Genomic DNA, 21941 nt, shown 5'->3' with positions numbered 1-21941 from the left:
TGAGGGCACGGCGCGGCGCCGTCGGGAATGAAAAGCGCGGGCCGCGTTGCTGTGCCTGCCATGACCGACTCCCCCCGTACCGAGCCCCTCGGCGCCTCCGGCGCGCCCGCCGACGTCCGCGAGCTGACGCTCGCCGGCGGCTGCTTCTGGTGCCTCGACGCCGTCTACCGTCGCGTGCGGGGCGTGCTCGCCGTCGAGTCCGGCTACACCGGAGGCGACGACCCCGCCCCGAGCTACGAGTCCGTGTGCACCGGGACCACCGGCCACGCCGAAGCGGTCCGTGTGCGCTTCGACGCCGCCGTCGTGCCGCCCGAGGTGATCATGGATCTGTTCTTCACCGGCCACGACCCCACGTCGTTGAACCGCCAGGGGGCCGACGTCGGCACCCAGTACCGCTCGGCCGTCTTCGCCCACGACGAGGCCGAGGCCCGGTTCTTCGCGGACGAGATCGCCCGGGCGCAGGCGAACTATGACAGCCCCATCGTCACACGCGTCGAGCCGGCGTCCGCGTGGCACCCGGCCGAGGACATTCACCAGGACTTCTATGCGCGGCGCCGTTCCAATGGATACTGCCGTGTGGTCATCGATCCGAAGCTCGCGAAGGTGCGCCGGAACTACTCCGCGTGGCTCGTGGACGCCTGAGCGGCGCCGCGGCTCGATAGCCTGACGCAGGAACACCCACTAGATCGCCCGCGCCCCGAGGCGCACCACCACCCCCCGGAGGTACCACCATGGCCCGCATCCTTGACGACATCACCCAGGCGGTCGGCGGCACGCCCCTGGTCCGGCTGAACCGCCTCGCGAAGGACCTGCCCGGCGACGTCGCCGTGAAGGTCGAGTTCTACAACCCGGCCAACTCGGTGAAGGACCGCATCGGCACCGCCATCGTCGACGCCGCGGAGGCGGCCGGCGAGCTGACCCCCGGCGGCACCATCGTGGAGGGCACCTCGGGCAACACCGGCATCGCCCTGGCCATGGTCGGCGCGGCGCGCGGCTACCGCGTGATCCTGACCATGCCCGAGACCATGTCCACCGAACGCCGCGTGATGCTCAAGGCGTTCGGCGCCGAGATCGTGCTGACCCCCGGTGCAGACGGCATGCGCGGGGCCCTCGAGCGCGCCCAGGAGATCGTCCGCAGCACCCCGAACTCCATCTGGGCCCAGCAGTTCGCGAACCAGGCCAACATCCAGGCCCACTACACGGGCACCGGCCCGGAGATCTGGGACGCGTCCGAGGGTGCCGTGGACGTGTTCATCGCCGGCGTCGGCACCGGCGGCACCATCACGGGCGCGGGCCGGTACCTGCGCGAGCAGAAGCCGGACGTGAAGCTCATCGCCGTCGAGCCGGCCGACTCCCCCATCCTCTCCGGCGGCCAGGCCGGCCCGCACAAGATCCAGGGCATCGGCGCGAACTTCGTGCCGGAGATCCTGGACACCGACCTCTACGACGAGGTCTACCCGGCCACCTTCGAGGAGTCCATCGAGACCGCCCGTCGGCTCGGGACCGAGGAGGGCATCCTGGGCGGCATCTCCACCGGCGCGATCATCTCGGCCGCCCTCAAGGAGGCCGCCAAGCCCGAGTCCGAGGGCAAGCTGATCGTCGCCATCGTGTGTGACTTCGGCGAGCGCTACATCTCCACCGCCCTCTTCGAGGACATCCGCGGCTGACCGCCGCCCGCTCACCGACCGCACCGACCCGAAGGGGCCGCCCGTGGGACTGTTCTCCCGCATCAAGGAAGACATCGCGACCGTCCGCAGCCATGACCCAGCGGCGCGCGGTGACCTCGAGGTGGCCCTCGTCTACTCGGGTCTGCACGCAGTGTGGGCGCACCGCGTCGCGCACCGGATGTGGCGGCATGACCGGCTGAAGATGCCCGCCCGCGTGCTCTCGCAGGTCACGCGGGCGGCCACGGGCATCGAGATCCACCCCGGCGCGTCGATCGGTCGTCGGTTCTTCATCGACCACGGCATGGGTGTCGTGATCGGCGAGACCGCGGAGATCGGCGACGACGTGATGCTGTACCACGGGGTCACCCTCGGCGGCCGCTCCCTGGCCAAGGTGAAGCGGCACCCCACGCTGCGCGACGGCGTCGTGGTGGGGGCCGGCGCCAAGATCCTCGGACCCGTCGAGATCGGGGAGGGAACGGCGGTGGGCGCCAACGCCGTCGTCGTGAAGGACACCCCCGCCGACGCGATCGCCACCGGCGTGCCGGCCACCGTCCGACCGCGCAAGGGCCCGTCCGAGGGCAAGCCGCTCGTGGACCCCGCGGAGTACGTGGACCCGGCCCTCTGGATCTGAGGGCCGGGTCCACGCCGGGTCAGTCCTGCGTGGGGTCGCCCTCGGTCGGCTGCGGCATGACCACGGGCACGCCCTCGCCGTCGACCTCGGTGCGGTCGCCGGACCACAGCGTGTGGAACGAGCCCTCGCGGTCCACGCGCAGGTAGGTGTGGGCGCCGAAGTAGTCGCGCTGGCCCTGCACGAGGGCGGCCGGCAAGCGGTCGGCCCGCAGGCCGTCGTAGTACGCCAGGGCCGAGGAGAACACCGGGACCGGCACGCCCGCGGCGACGGCGGTGCCGACGACGCGGCGCCAGGCCGGCAGGGCCTCGGCGATCGCCTGGGCGAACTCGGGGGCGAAGAGCAGGTTGAGCGGCTGGCCGGGGGCGCGGGTGCCCGGCGCCGGATGGCGGGAGGTGTCGCGGCCGCCGAAGGCCTGCATGATCACGTCGAGCAGGTCGGCGCGGATGATGCAGCCGTCCCGCCACAGCGAGGCGATGGTGCCCAGGTCCAGCGACCAGCCGTACTCCTCGGCGGCGGCCGCGAGCATGTCCATGCCCTGCGCGTAGGCCACGAGCTTGGAGGCGAACAGCGCCTGGCGCACGTCCTCCACGAACGCGTCCGTGTCCTGCGGGGCGCGCTGCGCCTCCTCGTCGACGCCGGCCGCGAGGGTCTCACGGGCGACCTCGCGCACCGCGCGCTGAGAGGACAGCGAGCGGGCGAAGACGGACTCGGCGATCGCGGCCACCGGGGAGCCGACGTCGAGACCCGAGATCGCGGTCCAGCGGCCGGTGCCCTTCTGCCCGGCCTCGTCCACGATCACGTCCACGAGCGGGCGGCCCGTGGCCGCGTCCACCTGCGCGAGCACCTCGGCCGTGATCTCGATGAGGTAGGAGGCCAGGTCGGTCTGGTTCCACGCCGTGAACACCTCGGCCTGCTCGGCGGGCTCGAGGCCGCCCACACGGCGCAGCAGGTCGTAGGCCTCGCCGATGACCTGCATGTCCGCGTACTCGATGCCGTTGTGGACCATCTTCACGTAGTGGCCGGCGCCGTCCGTGCCGACCCAGGCGCAGCACGGCTCCCCCTCGAACTGCGCGGCGATCTTCTCGAGCATCGGGCCGAGGGCCTCGTAGGACTTCTCCGGACCGCCGGGCATGATCGCCGGACCGTGCAGGGCACCCTCCTCGCCGCCGGAGACACCGACGCCCACGAAGTGCAGGCCCTTCTCGGCGAGGGCCGCCTCGCGGCGGCGGGTGTCCTCGAAATGGGAGTTGCCGGCGTCGATGACGATGTCGCCCTCGTCCAGCAGGGGGACGAGTTGGTCGATGACGGCGTCCACGGGGGCGCCCGCCTTGACCATGATGAGCACCCGGCGCGGCACGGCGAGGGACTGCACGAGCTCGGCGAGCGTCTCCGTCGCCACGAACGCGCCCTCGTCACCGTGCTCGGCCACGAGCTGGTCCGTGCGGGCCCGGCTGCGGTTGTGCAGGGCCACCGTGTAGCCGTGGCGGGCGAAGTTGCGCGCGAGGTTCGCGCCCATCACCGCCAGGCCCGTGACGCCGATGTCGGCGGCGCCGACGGGGACGGTGGTGGTCTGCTCGGTCATCGCGGGGGCCTCCTGTGGCTCGGACGGTGGGACGGGCCGTGCCGGACACGGACCCGCCCCCAGCCTACGTCGACCGCGGTCAGTCCCCCACGGCGTCGCGGCCGCGGCGCACGATCAGCGGGTCCGGGGTGCCGACGACCTCGTGGTCCTTGCCCTCGTACTCGAACTGGGACAGGAAGTAGCGCATCGCGTTGAGGCGGGCCCGCTTCTTGTCGTTGGAGCGGATGGAGATCCACGGGGCGTGGTCCGTGTCCGTGTGGAGGAACATGGCCTCCTTGGCCTCCGTGTACGCCTCCCAGCGGTCCAGGGACTCGAGGTCCATGGGCGAGAGCTTCCACTGGCGGACCGGGTCGATCTGGCGGATCGCGAAGCGCGTGCGCTGCTCGGTCTGTGTCACGGAGAACCAGAACTTGGTGAGGTGGATGCCGTCGTCCACGAGCATCTTCTCGAACAGCGGCACCTGGTTCATGAAGCGGCGGTACTGCTCGTCCGTGGCGAAGCCCATCACGCGCTCGACGCCGGCGCGGTTGTACCACGAGCGGTCGAACAGCACGATCTCGCCCGCCGTGGGGAAGTGCTGGATGTAGCGCTGGAAGTACCACTGGCCGAGCTCGCGGTCCGAGGGCTTGTTGAGGGCCACGACGCGGGCGGTGCGGGGGTTCATGTGCTCGGTGAAGCGCTTGATGGTGCCGCCCTTGCCGGCGGCGTCGCGGCCCTCGAAGACGATGATGTGGCGCTGGCCGGTGTCCTCGCCCCAGTACTGCAGCTTGAGCAGTTCGATCTGCAGGCGGTACTTCTCCAGCTCGTACTCCTCGCGCGTCATGCGCGTCTCGTACGGGTAGTCCTCTTTCCACGTCTCCACGGCACGGCCCTGCGGATCGATCAGGTCGGGATCGTTGGTGTGGCCGTCCGAGACGGTGTAGCCGCCGTCGCGCAGCTTGTCGATGAACTCGCGCAGGTTCTCGCGGGGGGCGTCGGGCTGCAGCAGCTCCATGGACCGTCTCCTTCACTGGGTGCGTCACCGTGCCCGCCCGTCCCCTCCTCGGTACGACGGAGGCGGGCCGCGGCCTGTGCTCTTCACACCATTATGGGTGGGCGGCGGACGAGGAAGCCGGGCCCGGCAGCGCAGCCGCGTGAACAGCAGGTGAACCCTGGGAGGCGAACGGTCGCGGCCCCGGGCCGACGAGTGTCGGCCTGCTCAGCCGCGCGGGCCGACGCCCAGGAGCTCGTCGATCGCCGCGACGGCGGCACGCGCCGCGTCGACGTCGGCGAACTGCGCGACGGCGTCGTCGTACCGGCGGTGCCCGGGAAGCTTCAGGCCGACGGAGGCGCCGTCCGTGGCCGGGAGGATCCAGATCCGGCCGCGCGGCTCGACGTCGCGCTGCTCGGCCACGTCGGCCTCCTCGAACTCGCGGTCGTAGCCGGCCCACTCGACACCGGGCCTCGGGGTGTCGGCGCCGTCGAGGACGTCGCGGCCGCCCATGCGCAGACAGGTGACGGACTGCAGGAGCGCGTCCAGGGTGCGGGCGGCGGCCTTGCCGGCCAGCTCGTCCTGGAAGAGGGCGAGGATGGACCACTGCCCGTCCTGGAGGAAGAGCATGGTCTGCTGCGCCTCGCCCCCGGTGATGACGGCGAGGTGACGGGCGGCGCCGTCGGGACGGGCGGGCAGCTTCCAGAAGCCGAGGGGGGTCGCGGACATGCGCTCCACCCTAGTGCGCCCGGATGCTGACGACGCGCCGCCGCCCGGCCCCTGCCCCGCATCCCGGGTTGAGTTGTCGCGGGTGCGCGGGCCCGTCACCCGCGACAACTCAACCCGGGATGCGGGAGGGTGGGCCGATGGGCCTGCTCCGCGACCTCCTCACCCGCCGCTCCGCCCGCGACCGCTCCTCCGACCCGCCGGCGACGCTCGGCCGACACCTCGACAACGCCGCGGCGATCGTGGCCGCCGCACGCCGGGCGGACGTTCCCCTCGCGGTGGCGGCGGCCCTGGCCGAGCTCGAGTCCGGCGGCCGGAACGTCTTCGGGCACGACGCCGGCGGTGTGCACAGCGCCCCGCGCGGGACGGACGTCCTCGTGACCCGGGAACGCTACGAGGAGCTCGTGGCCCGGGTGGCGCAGGGTGAGAAGTCCAACGGCGTGGGGCCCGCGCAGATCACGTGGCCGCCGTACTTCGCGCAGGCGGCGGAGCACGGCCTCCACCTGTGGGAGCCGGAGGACAACCTGGCCTTGGGGCTGGAGATCCTGCGCGGTCACCTGCGCGGCGACCTCTCCGCGGAGGGGATCGCCCGGGCGGGGACGCTCTACAACGCCGGGACGCTGTCAGACGGGGTCACCGCCTACGGCCGGCGCCTCGCCGCGGCGACCCGCGCATGGGCCGAACGCCTGGGCGAATCCGCCCCGCCGCCGGTCAGGCCAGGTTGACCAACAGCACGTACGCCAGCGTGCCGGCGGCGATCGAGACCAGGGTCCGCCGCCCGGCCAGCAGATGCACGACGACTGTCACCGCCGCCGCGATCAGCGCGTGGGCCACCCGCGTCCCGTCCACGGGCTCTCCAGGGGCCAGCGCCGCGGCGTCGAGCAGCATCACGAGGGCCAGGATGGTCAGCACGCCGGCAGGCATCCACACCGCCAGCCGCGCGGCGAGCACGGACTCCCGCAACGGCTGCAGCAGTGCGAACGGCAACGCGCGCAGGCAGAAGGTCACGAGGCCCGCGACGACGGCCGCGGCCACCAGGTACGCGGCGCCGGTCATCGGGGGTCCTCCTCGACGCCGGGCTCGGCATCCGTGACGGCCCGCTCCCCCGCCGCGGCGACGACGGGCACCGGCCCGGTGACGGGCACGGGCTCAGGCAGCGGCAGGGCGGTCCCGCGCGCGGCGAGCACGTGGAACGCGATCAGCACCGCGGCGTAGAGGGCGAAGGCGACGACGAGCACCTGCGCGGGCGCGAGCAGCAGAGCCACCCCGACGGCGACCGCGGCCGCCAGCACGAGGGGCAGCTGGGCCCGCGTGCGGGCGGCGTCCATGGCGAGCACGATGAAGAGGGCGACGAGCGCGAACTCGAGGCCCTCGACCGGCACGGGCAGCAGCCACGCGACGGCCACCCCGGCGAGGCCCCCGAGCACCCAATACGCATGCAGCGCGATCTGCATGGCCAGCAGCCGGGGCGCCGTCCAACCGCGGGGCTGGGCGGCGGCGATGGCGTAGGCCTCGTCGATCAGGGCGCCCATCGAGTAGATCCGCGCGAGGCGCCCCCGGACCACGCGCAGCGGGAAGCTGAACGCATAGAACACGTGGCGGAAGTTCACGAGGAACACCGTCACGGCGATCGTGAGCAGCGGCGTGCCCGCCACCACCAGCGAGACGAGCAGCAGCTCGACGGACCCGGCGAACACGACCACGGAGAACAGGGGTGCGACCCACGCGGGCAGCCCGGCCTGGACCACGAGCATCCCGAAGGCCACGCCCAGGGGGAACAGGCCGAGGCCGGCGCCCAGCGTCACGGCGACGCCGGAGCGCACCTCGGCCCACCGCGAGGACGGAGCGGAGGCGCGCGAGGACGCTGACGAGGAGCCCATGATGGTGAGCATGCTCTCATAGGCGCCTGACGGGCGGTCGGCATGACGGAGCCGCGGCGTCACGCCGTGTCATGGCCCCGCGATCGGTGCACCCGGAGGGACTCGAACCCCCGACCCTCTCGGTGTAAACGAGATGCTCTGACCAACTGAGCTACGGGTGCCGGTGTCCGTCCAGGCTACCGGTGAACGAGCAGGTCGCGCGTCGCCGCCTCGTGCTCGCTCCGGGTGCGTGCCTGTCCCGGGGCGGCGACCACGCGCGCGGCCTCGACCCCGTCCGCGTCGAGCAGCACGGAGACGCGGCGGGGCCGCCCGGTCTCCGCGTCGAAGACGTCGAGGGCACGGCAGGCCGCGCCGTGGGGCCAGAAATCGGAGAGCAGGGTGAGCGGCTCCGGCAGTGCCAGCTCCTCGCGGACGCGGCGCAGCACGGGGGCGGCGTCACACGAGACCACGCGGACGGCCACCTCGTCGACCGCCACGTCCTCGGCGAGCGCCCCGAGCCAGCCGAGCTCGCCCGTGCACACCGGCGTGAACGCCCCGGGCAGGAAGACGAGCCACGTGCCCCGCGGCGCGGCGGCGTCCTCGGGCCCGCGCGTCGGCGGCCACGGCCACCTCTGGCCGTGGTCGTCGCGCAGCGCGGGGACGACGTCGGCGCCCCGCGTCCCGCCGGACGGGGGCTCAGCCACCGCGCTTCTGGACGAGCTTCTGAGCGGCCCAGTCCTCGGAGGCACCGGCCCCGGTGGTGGCGTGCAGGCCCGCGGTGGAGGCGGCCTCGGCGACGTCCGCCGGGCTGACGTGGCCGGGGCGCCCCTTGCGGGGGGTCATGATCCAGACGGGGCCGGCATCGAGGGAGCGCTGGGCGTCCACGAGGGCGTCCGCGAGATCCATGACGTCGCCGTCGTCCGCGCGCCACCAGAAGAGGACCGCGTCCGCCGGCTCCTGATCCTCCTCGGTCAGCAGCTCCTCGCCGAGCGCGTCCTCGAGCGCGTCACGGAAGGTGACGTCGGCGTCGTCGTCGTACCCCCACTCCTGCACCAGGTCGCCCCTCGAGAGGGCGAGCTCCGCCAGCAGGGCGCTGTCCGTCGAGGTCGGCGTCGACCCAGCCTGCATAGTGTCCGGTCCTCCTTGATGGTGGCGGGCACTGCGGCCCGCGCCGTCGAGCGGGTGATGATGACCACCATACGCCGTGGACGCCGCCGTTCCGGGGCCTCCGGCCGGGCGGACGCGGCGGCTCCGGTCTACTCTGGGGAGGAACAGACGCACTCTCCGGGCGACGCGCCCGGCTCGGCGTCGCGGGCCCGGACCGGATCGTCTGCCCGCAGCCCACCGCGGAGCACCCCTCCGCACGAGAACCAGGAGGCACCGTGAGCGCAGCCGAAGAGAGCTCGCAGATCCGCAGCGGTCTGACCGACCAGCTCCCGGACAAGGATCCCCAGGAGACGTCGGAGTGGATCGAGTCCCTCGACGGACTCATCGAGGAGCGCGGCACGGAGCGGGCGCAGTACATCATGCGCTCCCTCATGCAGCGCGCGAGCGCCCAGTCCGTCGCCCTGCCCTACGTGACCACCACGGACTACGTGAACACGATCCCGGCGGACCAGGAGCCGGAGTACCCGGGCGACGAGGAGCTCGAGCGCCGCTACCGCAACTACCTGCGGTGGAACGCCATGGCCCTCGTGCAGCGCGCCCAGCGCGACGGCGTCGGCGTCGGCGGTCACATCTCCTCCTACGCGGGCCAGGCGACCCTCTACGAGGTGGGCCTGAACCACTTCTTCCGCGGTCAGGACCACCCGGGCGGCGGCGACCACATCTTCTTCCAGGGACACTCCTCGCCCGGCAACTACGCCCGCGCGTTCCTCGAGGGCCGCCTGACCGAGCAGGACCTCGACGGCTTCCGCCAGGAGAAGTCCCGCCAGGGCCACGCCCTGCCCTCCTACCCGCACCCGCGGATGATGCCGCACTTCTGGCAGTACCCCACCGTGTCCATGGGTCTGGGGCCGATGAACGCCATCTTCCAGGCGCAGACCAACCGGTACCTGCACAACAACGGCATCAAGGACACCTCCGACCAGCACGTGTGGGCCTTCCTCGGCGACGGCGAGATGGACGAACCGGAGTCGCGCGGCCAGCTGCACATCGCGGCCAACGACAAGCTCGACAACCTCACCTTCGTCATCAACTGCAACCTGCAGCGTCTCGACGGGCCGGTGCGCGGCAACGGCAAGATCGTCCAGGAGCTGGAGTCCTACTTCCGGGGCGCCGGCTGGAACGTCATCAAGGTCCTGTGGGGCCGCGAGTGGGATCCGCTGCTCGAGGCCGACGACGAGGGCGAGCTCGTGCGCATCATGAACGAGACGCTCGACGGCGACTACCAGACCTACAAGGCCGAGTCCGGCGGCTTCGTGCGCGACCACTTCTTCGGCCGGTCCTCCGTCACCAAGGAGATGGTGGCGGACATGACCGACGAGGAGATCTGGGGCCTCAAGCGTGGCGGCCACGACTACAAGAAGGTGTACGCCGCCTACAAGGCCGCCATGGAGCACAAGGGCCAGCCCACCGTGATCCTGGCCCACACCATCAAGGGCTACGGCCTGGGCAAGTCCTTCGAGGGTCGCAACGCCACGCACCAGATGAAGAAGCTGACGGTGGACGACCTCAAGGTGTTCCGGGACCGCCACCGCATCCCGATCTCGGACGAGCAGATCGAGAAGGACCCGTACGACATCCCGTACTACCACCCGGGCGCCGACGCTCCGGAGATCACGTACATGATGGAGCGGCGCAAGGAGCTGGGCGGCTTCGTGCCGGAGCGGCGCAGCGACTACCACGCGATCCCGCTGCCCCCGGAGTCCGCGTACAAGCAGGCCCGCAAGGGATCGGGCAAGCAGCAGGCCGCCACGACCATGGCGTTCGTGCGCCTGCTCAAGGACCTGATGCGGGACAAGAACATGGGACCGCGCTTCGTGCCGATCATCCCGGACGAGGCCCGCACCTTCGGCATGGACTCGTTCTTCCCGACCGCGAAGATCTACAACCCCAAGGGCCAGAACTACCTGTCCGTGGACCGGGACCTGTTCCTGTCCTACAAGGAGTCCCCGCAGGGGAAGATCTACCACGTCGGCATCAACGAGGACGGCGCCACCGCGGCGTTCAACGCGATCGGCACGGCGTACTCCACGCACGGCGAGCCGATGATCCCGGTGTACATCTTCTACTCGATGTTCGGCTTCCAGCGGACCGCGGACAACATCTGGGCCGCAGGCGACCAGCTCGCGCGCGGCTTCATGATCGGCGCCACCGCCGGGCGCACCACCCTCGCCGGCGAGGGCACGCAGCACATGGACGGTCACTCCCCCGTCCTGGCGTCCACGAACCCGGCCGTGAAGCACTACGACCCGGCGTACTCGTACGAGATCGCCCACATCGTGCGCCAGGGCCTGGAGGACATGTACGGCGACCACGACCGCGGGGACGACGTCCGCAACGTCATCTACTACCTCACGGTGTACAACGAGCCGATCACCCACATCGAGGAGCCCGAGGGCCTCGACGTGGAGGGCCTGCTCAAGGGCATCTACCGTCTCTCCGAGGGCCAGGGCGACGGCCCGAAGGTCCAGCTCCTGGGCTCCGGCGTCTCCGTGCCGTGGGCGCTCGACGCCCAGCGGATCCTCTCCGAGGAGTGGGGCGTGAACGCCTCCGTGTGGTCGGTGACCTCCTACAACGAGCTGTACCGCGACGCCGTCGCGGCGGAGAAGGACGCCCTGAAGGACCCGTCCGCCACCCCGCGCGTGCCCTACGTGACGCAGGCGCTGCAGGGGGCCGAGGGCCCGATCGTGGCCACCTCGGACTACTCCACCTCGTGGACGAACCAGATCCGCCCGTTCGTGCCGAACCGCTTCTCGGCGCTCGGCGCCGACGAGTTCGGCTTCGCGGACACCCGCGCCGCCGCCCGTCGGTACTTCCTCATCGACACCCACTCGATGGTGGTCCGCGCGCTGCAGCTCCTCGAGGAGGAGGGCCAGGTCGAGCGGGGCACGGCCGCGAAGGCGCACGAGAAGTACCGCCTGGACGACGTCAACGCCGGCACCACCGGCATCGCGGGCGGCGACGCCTGACCCGCACGACGCGGGGAGGCCGACGCCCTCCCGACCCGACGCCGGCCGCCCGCCTCCGCCACGGAGGCGGGCGGCCGGCGTCGTCGCTGTAGGAACCCCACAACACGCGCCTAGGATGGAGCGCATGCCCGAGCCCCGCCCCGCCGCCCCTCGCCCCGTGAGCACCGACGGGCTGGCCCGCCTCCGGAGCCACCTGGGGGCACTGAACACGGCGGTGCTGCAGCGGCTGGACGCCACCCTGCCCTGGTACCGCCGACTCACCCCGGACGAGCGCAGCGCCCTCGGGCTCGTGGCCCAGCGCGCCCTGCAGGGCTTCCTCACGTGGTTCGAGCGGCCCACCTCCACGGGCCACGTCCTGCAGGACGTCTTCGGGCCCGCGCCCACCGATCTCACCGGGGCGATCTCGCTGCAGCGGGCCCTCCAGCTCATCCGGACGATGGTGGACGTCGTCGAGACGCGGGTGCCGGAGCTGCTGGCCGAGCGCGACCAGGCGCCCGTCCGCGAGCACATCCTCCACTACTCGCGCGAGGTCGCGTTCGCGCTCGCAGACGTGTACGCCCGGGCCGCGGAGATGCGCGGAGCGATGGACTCGCGGCTCGAGTCGGTCCTGCTGGACGCGGTGCTGCGCGGGCAGGACCCGGACGAGATCCGGCACCGGGCCACCGCGCTGGGCTGGCGTGGGGACCACGACGTGATGGTCATGGCGGGTCTCGCCCCGGGGCAGGACAAGCCCGCGTTCATCCCGGACCTGCGGCGGGCCGCGGCGAGGCTCGACTGCGACCTGCTCGTGGGCGTGCAGTCCGAACGGCTCGTCCTCGTGGTCGGCTCGGTGCGGGACGCGCGGGCGGTGGGCGAGGCGCTCGCGCCCTGGTTCGCGCCGGGACCGGTGATCGTGGGACCCGTCGTGGACTCGCTGGTCTCGGCGCACGTCTCGGCGCGGCACACCCTCGCCGGGCTCAGCGCCGCGGCCGCCCATCCCCGGGCGAGCCGGCCCACCCCGGCGGAGGACCTGCTGCCCGAGCGGGCGCTGCTGGGCGACCCCACGGCCCGGGAGGCCCTCGTGGACGGGGTGTTCACGCCCCTGGCCGACGCCGGCACCTCCCTGCTGGAGACCGTGGACGCGTACGGCGCGCTGGGCCACTCGCTCGAGGGTACGGCCCGCGAGCTGTTCGTCCACGCGAACACCGTGCGGTACCGCCTCAAGCGGGTGGTCGAGGTGACCGGCTGGGACCCGCTGGTCCCCCGCGACGCGTACGTCCTGCAGACCGCGATCACCCTGGGCCGGCTCGCGGGGGCGCGGCAGACGACCGGGGACGGGTCGGACTGAGCCGGGGCGGCGCACACCCCCGCTTGTAGAAACCCTCCAAACCGACTCGCCGTGCTTCGTGGCGCGATCTGCCCGGGATGGCGGCCGATCCTGACACGATGGAGGAATGCTTGCCATCGTGTGCCCCGGACAGGGGTCCCAGACGCCCGGCTTCCTCGCCCCCTGGCTCGAGCTGGACGGGACCCTCGACCTGCTCGCATCCCTCTCCGACGCCGCGGGCGTGGACCTGATCCGCCACGGCACCGAGTCGGACGAGGAGACCATCAAGGACACCGCCGTCGCCCAGCCGCTGATCGTGGCGGCCGGCCTGGTGGCCGCCGCGGCCCTCGAGGCGGACGCCGCCGCACCGAAGTCGACCGTCGTGGCCGGCCACTCCGTGGGCGAGATCACCGCGGCCGCCGTCACCGGCGTGCTGTCCCCCGCCGAGGCCCTCTCCCTGGTGCGCGTGCGCGCCACCGGCATGGCCCGGGCCGCCGCGGCCACGCCCACGGGCATGGCCGCCGTCGTGGGTGGGGACCAGGACGAGGTCCTCGCGGCCATCGACGCGGCGGGCCTGACGCCCGCCAATGTCAACGGCGCCGGCCAGATCGTCGCCGCCGGCACCGCGGAGGCCCTCGGCGCGCTCGCCGAGTCCGCCCCCGCCCGCGCCCGCGTGATCCCGCTCAAGGTGGCCGGCGCGTTCCACACGGAGCACATGCGCCCCGCCGTGGACGACCTCGCGGCCCACGTCGCCGACCTCTCCCCCTCGGACCCGCGCCTGCCCCTGCTGTCCAACCGGGACGGCGAGGCCGTCGAGTCCGGCACGGACGTGCTCGCCCGGATCGTGGACCAGGTCACCCGCCCGGTCCGCTGGGACCTGTGCATGGCGACCATGGCCACGCGGCAGGTCACGGGCGTCCTGGAGCTGCTGCCCGGTGGCACACTGACCGGACTGGCCAAGCGCGGTCTCAAGGGCACCGCGCAGCTCGCCGTGAAGACCCCCGAGGACCTGGACGCCGCGCGGGCGTTCCTGGCCGAGCACTCGGCCTGAACCCCGCGCACCGCCCGGCAGAGAGAGGCACCATGACCGTCACCCTGAAGCAGCACGAGCGCCCCGCGGCCAGCCGCATCGTGGCCGTGGGCGCCTACCGCCCGGCGAACCTGGTCCCCAACGAGGACCTCGTCGGCCCCATCGACTCGTCGGACGAGTGGATCCGCCAGCGCACCGGCATCGTCACGCGCCAGCGCGCCACGGCGGAGGAGACCGTGCCCGTCATGGCCGTGGGCGCCGCCCGGGAGGCCCTCGAGCGGGCCGGCCTGCAGGGCTCGGACCTGGACGCCGTGATCGTCTCGACCGTCACCTTCCCGCACGCCACCCCCTCGGCCGCGGCCCTCGTGGCACACGAGATCGGGGCCGCCCCGGCGCCCGCCTACGACGTCTCCGCCGCGTGCGCCGGCTACTGCTACGGCGTGGCGCAGGCCGATGCGCTCGTGCGCTCCGGCACCGCGCGGCACGTGCTCGTGGTCGGCGTCGAGCGCCTCTCCGACGTCGTGGATCCCACGGACCGCTCCATCTCCTTCCTGCTGGGCGACGGCGCGGGCGCCGTGATCGTGTCGGCCTCGGACGAGCCGGGCATCTCCCCCTCGGTGTGGGGTTCGGACGGGGAGCGCTGGTCCACGATCTCCATGACGCACTCGCAGCTGGAGCTGCGCGATGCCGTGGAGCACGCCCGCACCACGGGCGACGCCTCGGCGATCACCGGCGCGGAGGGGATGCTCTGGCCCACGCTGCGCCAGGACGGGCCCTCCGTCTTCCGCTGGGCCGTGTGGTCGATGGCGAAGGTGGCCCGCGAGGCCCTCGACGCCGCGGGCGTGGAGCCCGAGGACCTCGCCGCGTTCATCCCGCACCAGGCCAACATGCGGATCATCGACGAGTTCGCCAAGCAGCTGAAGCTGCCGGAGTCCGTCGTCGTGGCCCGGGACATCGCGGACGCCGGCAACACGTCGGCCGCGTCCATCCCGCTGGCCATGCACCGTCTGCTGGAGGAGAACCCCGAGCTCACCGGCGGCCTGGCCCTGCAGATCGGCTTCGGCGCCGGGCTGGTCTACGGCGCCCAGGTGGTCCGCCTCCCCTGAGGCGGCGCCGTCTGATTCACTGATCACGTACACCCCACACCCCTACCGAAGGAGACGCCCCATGGCTTCCAAGGAAGAGATCCTCGCCGGCCTCGCCGAGATCGTGAACGAGGAGACCGGCCTCGACACCGCCGAGGTGCAGCCGGAGAAGTCCTTCACGGACGATCTGGACATCGACTCGATCTCGATGATGACCATCGTGGTCAACGCCGAGGACAAGTTCGGCGTGAAGATCCCGGACGAGGAGGTCAAGAACCTCAAGACCGTCCAGGACGCCGTCGACTTCATCGACGGCGCCCAGGCCTGATCGGCCCACGACGGCGGCGGGCCCGGCCCGTCCCGTCCCCTCGGTGAGCGCCGGGGGCGCGTGAGCGCCCCCGGCCCCCGACACCCTCGACTTCCGGCACCCCGGCGCGCGCCGCGCGTCGTGCCGACGACACCCCTCCGCCCGATCCCCACTCGAGACCCAGAGGCAGCAGACCCATGACCCGCACCGCAGTGATCACCGGCCTCGGCGCCACCACGCCCATCGGCGGCGACGTGCCCACCTTCTGGTCCCACGCCCTGCAGGGCGTCTCCGGTGCGCGCACCATGGAGCACGACTGGGTGGAGAAGTACGAGCTGCCCGTCACCTTCGCGGCCGAGCTGGCCGTGCCCACCTCAGAGGTCCTCTCCAAGGTGGAGCAGAAACGCCAGGACCCGGCCACCCAGATGGCGACCGTCGCCGCGCGCGAGGCCTGGAAGGACGCCGGCCTCGAGGGCGCGGAGGTCGACGGCGACCGGCTCGCCGTGGCCTTCGGCACCGGCATCGGCGGCGTGTGGACCCTCCTGGACGGCTGGGACACCCTGCGCGAGCGCGGCCCGCGCCGCGTGCTGCCCATGACCGTCCCGATGCTCATGCCCAACGGCGCCGCCGGCGCGCTCTCCCTCGAGTTCGGCGCCCGTGCCGGCGCCCGCACGGTGGTGTCCGCGTGCGCCGCCGGCACCGAGGCGCTCGAGACCGCGCTGCTGCTCGTCCGCTCCGGCCAGGCCGACGTCGTGATCTGCGGCGCCGCCGAGGCCGCCGTGCACCCGCTGCCGATGGCCGCGTTCGCCGCGATGCAGGCGCTGTCCAAGCGCAACGACGACCCACAGGCCGCGTCCCGCCCCTACGACGTGGACCGCGACGGCTTCGTCCTCGGTGAGGGCGCCGGCGTCATGGTGATCGAGTCGGAGGAGCACGCGAAGGCCCGCGGCGCGCGCGTGTACGCCGAGCTGGCCGGCGCGGGCGTCAGCTCCGACTCCCACCACATCACCGCGCCCGAGCCCGAGGGCCTGGGCGCGACCCGTGCGATGCGCGCCGCCCTGAGGTCGGCCGACATCACCCCCGAGGACGTGTGCCACGTGAACGCCCACGCGACGTCCACACCCAAGGGCGACGCCCCGGAGTACCTGGCCATGCGGGCCGTGTTCGGCGACCACCTGGACCAGGTGCAGGTCTCGGCCACGAAGTCCCAGACCGGCCACCTGCTGGGCGCCTCAGGCGCGATCGAGTCGATCCTGTCCGTGCTCGCCGTGCACCACGGCCAGGCGCCCGTGACCATCAACCTGGACCACCAGGACCCGGAGATCCCGCTGAACGTGGTCACCGGCTCCCCCGCCCGCCTGCCCGAGGGGCCGCGCGTGGCCGTGAAGAACTCGTTCGGGTTCGGCGGCCACAACGCGGTGGCCGTGTTCCGCAGCGTCTGAGCCGGAGCGCCGCCGGCCGGGCGAAGGCTCAGACAGCGCGGTGCAGCCAGCGCACGTTGGCGTGGGCGGCGGCCAGCCGGAACGGCTCGAGCTCATCGTCCCAGGCCTCGCCGAGCGCGAGGGAGAGTTCGTGCATCAGCACGCTGGGGTCGCCCGCACCGGCCTCGTAGGCGTACCGGATGCGGTCCTCGGAGACCATGATGTTGCCGGAGACGTCCGTGGTGGCGTGGAAGATGCCGAGGTCCGGGGTGTGGGACCAGCGCGAGCCGTCGACCCCGGCGGACGGCTCCTCCGTGATCTCGAAGCGCAGGTGCGGCCAGCCACGCAGGGCGGAGGCCAGACGCGCGCCGGTGCCGGCGGGCGCCGTCCAGTGCACCTCGGCGCGGTGCTGGCCGGGCGCGACCGGCTGACCCTCCCACTCCACCGAGGTCGCGGGGCCGAGCACGGAGCTCAGCGCCCACTCCACGTGGGGGCAGAGGGCGGTGGGGGCGGAGAGGATGTGGACCACGCCGCGGGTATGGGTGCTGGTCATGGATGCCTCCGAGGGTGCGATGCGGTGCGTCTTCCCCTACGACCACGTCGCGGCTCCGGTGGATCCTGGGGCCATTGTGCACCAGGGATGCTGGGCCGGCAACGAGGCGGCGCGGCGCCCTGCGTGTCGTGGCGGCGCAGGGGACGGGCCGGGGGTGCTCCGGGGAGGCGTCAGGCGCGTGGGTGGGCCTGCCGGTAGCCCTCGCGGAGGCGATCGATCGAGACGTGTGTGTAGACCTGCGTGGTGCGCAGGGACGCATGCCCCAGCAGCTCCTGCACGCTGCGCAGGTCGGCGCCGCCGTCGAGGAGGTGGGTCGCGGCCGTGTGGCGCAGCGCGTGCGGCCCGCGCGCCGCGGTGTCCCCCAGGCCCTCGAGTGCCCGGTCGACGACGGTGCGCGCCTGGCGCACCCCCAGCCGGCCGCCGCGCGCGCCGAGGAAGAGGGCGGGGCCGGAGTCCGGCCGGGCCAGGCGGGGGCGACCGAGCCGCTGCCACTCCTGGAGGGCGCGGCCCGCGGGTGCGCCGTAGGGGACGGTGCGCTGCCGGTCTCCCTTGCCGGTCAGCCGGACGACGCCGCGGCCGGCCTCGAGGTCGTCCACGTCCAGGGCGGAGAGTTCGGCCACCCGGGCGCCGGTGGCGTAGAGCAGCTCGAGCAGGGCGGCGTCCCGCAGGGCCAGCGCGTGGGCGGCAGGGTCGTCGCCCGCGGCGGCGGCGTCCACACGCTCCTGGGCAGCCGCGAGGAGCCGGGTCGCCTGCTGCTCCTGGAGCACGTGGGGCAGCGTCCCCTCGGGTCGGGGCGAGCGCAGCCGCAGGGCGGGGTCGTCCGAGCGCAGGCCCTCCCGGCGCAGCCAGGCCGTGAAGGTGCGGACGGCGGCCACCCGGCGGGCCAGGGTCGCGCGGGCGAGGCCGGCCCCGCTCATGGCCGCCAACCAGCCACGCAGGTCCTCGATGTCCAGCTCGGCGAGGACGTCCGGTGCGCTGGGCACGTGGCGAGCGGGGGCGTCGTCATCCACGGCGGGCGCCGCCGCGGTGCCGGCTGTGCCGGCGACGTGGTCGATGAGGGCGCGCAGATCGGCGAGGTACGCGCGCACGGTCTGGGGGCTGCGGTTCCGCTCGTGGCGCAGGTGCTCCTCGAACGCCTCGAGCCAGGCCGTGTCCCGGGGCGAGGGGGCGCGCGGGACCGGGACGGGACGGACGGAGGACGACGGGGTCATCCCCCCACTCTGCCATCCGCCCCAGGGCGGCGCCGCCCGGGAGCACGCGGCCGGAGGTCATCCCCGCCGCCACCGGTCCTCGACCCGTTCGGCCAGGCCCGCCCGCTGCAGCCGGGACAGGCACGCCAGGACGGTGGGCAGCGCGAGCCCGGCGCTGACGGTGATCCGGTCGACGGGCACCGCCTGGCGCAGGGGCAGCGCCTCGTGGACGAGGGCCTCCTCCATCGTGAGCCCGTCGGTGGGCCGCGCGGCGGACTCGGGAGCTGCCCGGGTGGAGGTCCTCCCGCCCGCGCCGCCGCTCCGGGCGGGCCCCTGGCCGAGCAGGGCGAGGGCCTCCTGCTCGGTGGTCACGAGACGGGCGGGGCTCTCCTGCAGCAGACGGTGGCAGCCGGCGGAGCTGGGCGAGGTCACGGGGCCGGGGACCACGCCCACCTCGCGGCCGAGGCCGAACGCGTGGCCCGCCGTGTTCTGCGCTCCCGACCGCCAGCGCGCCTCGACCACCAGCACGGCCCCCGCGAGCGCGGCGATGACCCGGTTGCGCTGCAGGAACCGGTACCGCGTGGGACTCGCACCGGGCGGCATCTCGGACACGAGCAGCCCGGCGGCCATCACCGCGCGAAGCAGGTCCTCGTGGCCGGCCGGGTAGAACCGGTCGAGGCCGCCGGCCAGCACCGCCACCGTGGGCGGGACGCCGCCGCGATCCGCCGCGTCTTCCGGTGCGGCGGGCGCCTGCAGCGCGGCCCGGTGGGCGGCGCCGTCGATGCCGTACGCACCGCCGGAGATCACGCACGCGCCCTGCTGGACGGCGTGGGCGGCGCAGCGGGCGGTCACGGTCCGTCCGTACGCGGTCGCCTCCCGGCTGCCGACGACGGCGAGCATCCGGTCCGCGGGAGGCAGCGTTCCGGAGCCGCGGAACCACAGGCCCAGGGGCGCCTCCTCGCCCAGGTCCGCCAGGGCGGCGGGCCAGGCGTCGTCCTCGGGGATCAGCAGGCCTCCCCCGAGCCGGTGCAGAGTCACGAGGTCACGCTCCGGCTCCAGCCGGGCGGCCCGGGGCGCCCAGCGGGCCAGCCCCGCGGCCCAGCGCCGGGGCAGCGTGTCGGGCGCGCCGGCGAGATCGGCGAGCAGATCGCGCTCGGCGGGCTGGATCGTCTCCCGGCCCGTGAGCAGGGCGAGCGCCCGCTCCGGCCCCAGCGCCGTGACGGTCTGCACCGCGAGCGCGTCCCCGGGCTCGACCAGCCGGGTCAGGGCGGCGCGGGCGAGCCGGGCGGCGTCCGGCCGGCGCGGCCCGGCGACGTGGTCTGCCGCCGGGGTGACGTAGGTGGTCATGCGTCCTCCTCGTTCTGGTGGCGCAGCGTGAGTGCCACGTCGGTGTCCTCGGGTGCGGGCCGTTCGGCGCCGCGCAGGTCTGCCAGGGTCCAGGCGAGGCGCAGGACGCGGGCGTGGCCGCGCGCGCTCAGCAGGCCCTGGTCGACGGCGTCGTCCGCGGGCCGGCGGGCCGCCCGGGGCACGGCGTACGGGCCGTGCCGCAGCACCCCGGCGGGGACGTGCGCGTTGCGGCGCAGCCCGGACGGGGCGAGCCCGCGCTCGGCGGCGGTGGCCCAGCGCCGGGCCTGGCGGTCGGCGGCCGCGGCGACCCGGGCGGCCACCTGCGACGTGGTCTCGGACGCGGGCGCCCCCGTGAGCTGCCGCGCTTCGACGGGCCGCACGGTGACCTGCAGGTCGACGCGGTCCAGCAGCGGCCCGGAGAGCCGCTGGGCGTAGCGGCGGCGTTCGGGCACGCTGCACCGGCACTCGACGCCCGTGCCACCGCCCTTGCCGCACGGGCAGGGGTTGGCGGCCAGCACGAGCTGGAACCGGGCCGGGTAGACGACGGCGCCGAGGGCACGGTGCAGCAGCACCTCCCCGGACTCGAGGGGCTGGCGCAGCGCCTCGAGGGTGCGCCGTTCGAACTCGGGGGCCTCGTCCAGGAACAGCACGCCGCCGTGGGCGAGGGAGGCCGCTCCCGGCCGGGCGAGGCCGCTGCCGCCGCCCACGAGGGCCGAGCGGGACGCCGAGTGGTGGGGTGCCTCGAACGGCGGGGTCCGGTCGATGTCGCCGTCGAACCCCTGGGACGTCCCGCCCCTGCGCCGGACACGGGCGTCGCCGCCGCGGAGAGAGCGCAGGGCAGCGCATTCGAGCGCGGTGCGCCGGTCCAGGGGCGGCAGGATTCCGGGCAGGCGCTCGGCGAGCATGGTCTTGCCCGCCCCCGGGGCGCCCATGAGCAGCAGGTGGTGGGCGCCGGCAGCGGCGACCTCCAGCGCGAACCGGGCCTCGGCCTGCCCGGCGACCTCGGCGAGGTCGGGCACCGCACGGGCCGGCTCCGGTTCCGGGGCTGTCACCTGCCGCCGGGTCGGGCGGCGGGGCGCCTCTCCGTCCGGTTCCCCGCCGAAGGCGCGGATGACGTCGTGCAGATGGGCGAAGCCGCGGACTTCAGCGCCGGGGACCAGTCGGGCCTCGGCCTCCGCGTCCTCGGCGACGACCACCTCGGAGCACCCCGCGTCGACGGCGGCCATCACCATCGCCACGGTCTCCGGCGAGCGGTGCAGGGCGCCGTCGAGGCCGAGCTCGGCCAGGAACACGGGCCCCTCGACGTTCCGCACCCGCCCGTCCGCGGCGTAGGCCGCCAGGACGATCGCCAGGTCGTGGCAGGCGCCCCGCTTGTGCACCCCCGCCGGCAGCAGGTTCACGGTCAGGTGCCGCCGGGTCAGGGGCAGTCCGGCGTTGCGCGCGGCGGAGCGGATGCGGTCCCGGCTCTCCTGCAGCGCCTGGTCCGGCAGGCCGAGGAGGGTGAACCCGGGCAGGGACTGGGCGATGTCCGCCTCGACGTGCACGACCTCCCCGCGCAGACCCGCCAGCGTGATGGAGCGGGTGCGTCCGATGCCGCTCACGGCCGCACGTCCTGCAGCAGATCGAAGCGGATCCCGCCCGTGCGCGGCACCAGCACGGCGACGGCGTCGACGCGCCAGGGCGTTCCCCGGCGCTCTCCGGCGTGGGTCCGCACCCATGCCGCGGTGAGGCGGTGCAGCCGGGTGAGCTTGCGCCGGTCGATCGACTCGAACGGGTCGCCGAAGGCCAGGCCCGAGCGGGTCTTCACCTCGACGCCCACCCACCAGCCGGCGTGGTGGGCCACGATGTCCAGCTCTCCGGCCTCGCCCCGCCAGTTGCGGTCGGCGATCACGTAGCCGCGCTCGGCGAGCCAGCGTGCGGCGGCGTCCTCGCCGAACCGGCCCAGCGCCGTGTGCGCGCGGCTGGCGCGCCTGTCTCCGGGCGGCTGCGCCCCGATCCGTTCCGCGGTCCCCGTCATCCCGACCACCTCCTGGGCACCAGGGTGGTCCCGAGCAGGGTCGCCGGGTCGGCGACGGCGGGGATTGTGCGGGGCCGGACGCCTGTGCAGGAGTGGACGTCGGCGTCCCGCCCTCGG

Annotated in this window: 22 protein-coding genes and 1 tRNA gene; 10 read left to right on the top strand and 13 right to left on the bottom strand. The window is 73.8% G+C overall.

The features are described 5' to 3' along the window. The first annotated feature begins 60 nt into the window (after positions 1 to 60). The 3 genes from msrA (at position 61) to epsC (ending at position 2298) form a co-directional block, all read left to right on the top strand. Positions 61 to 642: a peptide-methionine (S)-S-oxide reductase MsrA gene (msrA, locus tag AC3RJ9_RS04370; RefSeq protein ID WP_012750832.1), complete on the top strand. Its 582-nt coding sequence runs from the start codon at positions 61 to 63 to the stop codon at positions 640 to 642. Positions 643 to 731: 89 nt separating this feature from the next. Beyond that, positions 732 to 1667: a cysteine synthase A gene (gene cysK / locus AC3RJ9_RS04365; RefSeq protein WP_010078892.1), complete on the top strand. Its 936-nt coding sequence runs from the start codon at positions 732 to 734 to the stop codon at positions 1665 to 1667. A 43-nt stretch (positions 1668 to 1710) separates the two neighbouring features. Beyond that, complete coding sequence (gene epsC, locus AC3RJ9_RS04360; RefSeq protein ID WP_036340179.1) at positions 1711 to 2298, top strand: serine O-acetyltransferase EpsC; 588 nt, start codon at positions 1711 to 1713, stop codon at positions 2296 to 2298. 19 nt (positions 2299 to 2317) lie between these two features. Here epsC and gndA read toward each other — a convergent pair whose 3' ends face one another. The 3 genes from gndA to AC3RJ9_RS04345 all read right to left on the bottom strand — a co-directional run bounded on the left by gndA (position 2318) and on the right by AC3RJ9_RS04345 (position 5579). After that, on the bottom strand, positions 2318 to 3880 hold the full coding sequence (gene gndA, locus AC3RJ9_RS04355) for an NADP-dependent phosphogluconate dehydrogenase (protein WP_036340176.1): 1563 nt from the start codon (positions 3878 to 3880) through the stop codon (positions 2318 to 2320). Positions 3881 to 3959: 79 nt separating this feature from the next. Continuing rightward, a complete protein-coding gene (gene ppk2 / locus AC3RJ9_RS04350) occupies positions 3960 to 4874 on the bottom strand; it encodes a polyphosphate kinase 2 (protein ID WP_036340172.1) in 915 nt (304 codons plus the stop codon). 204 nt (positions 4875 to 5078) lie between these two features. Further along, the gene (locus tag AC3RJ9_RS04345; RefSeq protein ID WP_041103632.1) at positions 5079 to 5579 is read right to left on the bottom strand and encodes a hypothetical protein; all 501 of its coding nucleotides are present in this window, start codon (positions 5577 to 5579) and stop codon (positions 5079 to 5081) included. A 137-nt stretch (positions 5580 to 5716) separates the two neighbouring features. Here AC3RJ9_RS04345 and AC3RJ9_RS04340 point away from each other — a divergent pair, with 137 nt between their 5' ends. Beyond that, positions 5717 to 6301: a hypothetical protein gene (locus AC3RJ9_RS04340; RefSeq protein ID WP_489727716.1), complete on the top strand. Its 585-nt coding sequence runs from the start codon at positions 5717 to 5719 to the stop codon at positions 6299 to 6301. Here the strand turns inward: AC3RJ9_RS04340 and AC3RJ9_RS04335 are convergent. From AC3RJ9_RS04335 to AC3RJ9_RS04315, 5 genes are all read right to left on the bottom strand, one after another. After that, entirely contained in the window at positions 6288 to 6632 is a 345-nt protein-coding gene (locus AC3RJ9_RS04335) for an AzlD domain-containing protein (RefSeq protein ID WP_010078898.1), read from the bottom strand. The two genes, AC3RJ9_RS04340 and AC3RJ9_RS04335, sit on opposite strands and share 14 nt — an antisense overlap. Further along, positions 6629 to 7468 (bottom strand): AzlC family ABC transporter permease, encoded by an 840-nt coding sequence (locus AC3RJ9_RS04330; RefSeq protein WP_489727715.1) that lies wholly within the window; start codon positions 7466 to 7468, stop codon positions 6629 to 6631. Before AC3RJ9_RS04330 ends, AC3RJ9_RS04335 begins: the two co-directional genes overlap by 4 nt. A 75-nt stretch (positions 7469 to 7543) precedes the next feature. Next, positions 7544 to 7617: transfer RNA gene (locus AC3RJ9_RS04325), tRNA-Val, on the bottom strand. A 15-nt stretch (positions 7618 to 7632) separates the two neighbouring features. Next, positions 7633 to 8139: a redoxin domain-containing protein gene (locus tag AC3RJ9_RS04320; RefSeq protein ID WP_061873167.1), complete on the bottom strand. Its 507-nt coding sequence runs from the start codon at positions 8137 to 8139 to the stop codon at positions 7633 to 7635. Next, positions 8132 to 8563, bottom strand: coding sequence for a DUF3052 domain-containing protein (locus AC3RJ9_RS04315; RefSeq protein WP_061867841.1), 432 nt, complete (start codon positions 8561 to 8563; stop codon positions 8132 to 8134). Before AC3RJ9_RS04315 ends, AC3RJ9_RS04320 begins: the two co-directional genes overlap by 8 nt. Positions 8564 to 8817: 254 nt before the next feature. Between AC3RJ9_RS04315 and aceE the strand changes: the two genes are divergently transcribed. The 6 genes from aceE to fabF all read left to right on the top strand — a co-directional run bounded on the left by aceE (position 8818) and on the right by fabF (position 16738). Then, entirely contained in the window at positions 8818 to 11568 is a 2751-nt protein-coding gene (gene aceE, locus AC3RJ9_RS04310; protein WP_396717394.1) for a pyruvate dehydrogenase (acetyl-transferring), homodimeric type, read from the top strand. 124 nt (positions 11569 to 11692) lie between these two features. Next, positions 11693 to 12895: a PucR family transcriptional regulator gene (locus tag AC3RJ9_RS04305; RefSeq protein ID WP_396717397.1), complete on the top strand. Its 1203-nt coding sequence runs from the start codon at positions 11693 to 11695 to the stop codon at positions 12893 to 12895. A gap of 106 nt (positions 12896 to 13001) precedes the next feature. Next, positions 13002 to 13925, top strand: a complete 924-nt coding sequence (locus AC3RJ9_RS04300; RefSeq protein WP_396717400.1) for an ACP S-malonyltransferase — start codon at positions 13002 to 13004, stop codon at positions 13923 to 13925. Positions 13926 to 13957: 32 nt separating this feature from the next. Beyond that, positions 13958 to 15010: a beta-ketoacyl-ACP synthase III gene (locus tag AC3RJ9_RS04295; RefSeq protein WP_237069219.1), complete on the top strand. Its 1053-nt coding sequence runs from the start codon at positions 13958 to 13960 to the stop codon at positions 15008 to 15010. A gap of 61 nt (positions 15011 to 15071) precedes the next feature. Next, on the top strand, positions 15072 to 15317 hold the full coding sequence (locus AC3RJ9_RS04290; RefSeq protein WP_010078906.1) for an acyl carrier protein: 246 nt from the start codon (positions 15072 to 15074) through the stop codon (positions 15315 to 15317). A gap of 176 nt (positions 15318 to 15493) precedes the next feature. Continuing rightward, a complete protein-coding gene (gene fabF, locus AC3RJ9_RS04285; protein WP_041103123.1) occupies positions 15494 to 16738 on the top strand; it encodes a beta-ketoacyl-ACP synthase II in 1245 nt (414 codons plus the stop codon). Positions 16739 to 16766: 28 nt separating this feature from the next. On the opposite strand, the gene AC3RJ9_RS04280 is transcribed toward fabF, so the two are convergent. From AC3RJ9_RS04280 to AC3RJ9_RS04260, 5 genes are all read right to left on the bottom strand, one after another. Beyond that, positions 16767 to 17270, bottom strand: coding sequence for a DUF3145 domain-containing protein (locus AC3RJ9_RS04280; protein ID WP_036340144.1), 504 nt, complete (start codon positions 17268 to 17270; stop codon positions 16767 to 16769). A 170-nt stretch (positions 17271 to 17440) separates the two neighbouring features. After that, positions 17441 to 18481, bottom strand: coding sequence for a tyrosine recombinase XerC (locus AC3RJ9_RS04275; protein WP_036312815.1), 1041 nt, complete (start codon positions 18479 to 18481; stop codon positions 17441 to 17443). Positions 18482 to 18538: 57 nt separating this feature from the next. Beyond that, entirely contained in the window at positions 18539 to 19807 is a 1269-nt protein-coding gene (locus AC3RJ9_RS04270) for a DNA-processing protein DprA (protein WP_036340141.1), read from the bottom strand. Beyond that, positions 19804 to 21408 (bottom strand): YifB family Mg chelatase-like AAA ATPase, encoded by a 1605-nt coding sequence (locus tag AC3RJ9_RS04265; protein WP_036340138.1) that lies wholly within the window; start codon positions 21406 to 21408, stop codon positions 19804 to 19806. The genes AC3RJ9_RS04270 and AC3RJ9_RS04265 overlap by 4 nt, the downstream gene beginning before the upstream one ends. After that, positions 21405 to 21824, bottom strand: a complete 420-nt coding sequence (locus tag AC3RJ9_RS04260; protein ID WP_036340135.1) for a YraN family protein — start codon at positions 21822 to 21824, stop codon at positions 21405 to 21407. The genes AC3RJ9_RS04265 and AC3RJ9_RS04260 overlap by 4 nt, the downstream gene beginning before the upstream one ends. Between the last annotated feature and the right edge of the window lie 117 nt (positions 21825 to 21941).

The sequence above is a fragment of the Micrococcus sp. 63XJN7_6_ISO-PGPR-S23-444 genome (genome assembly GCF_058072765.1).
The sequence above is the reverse complement of the archived record's forward strand: the minus strand, read 5'-3'. Positions and strand labels throughout refer to the sequence as shown.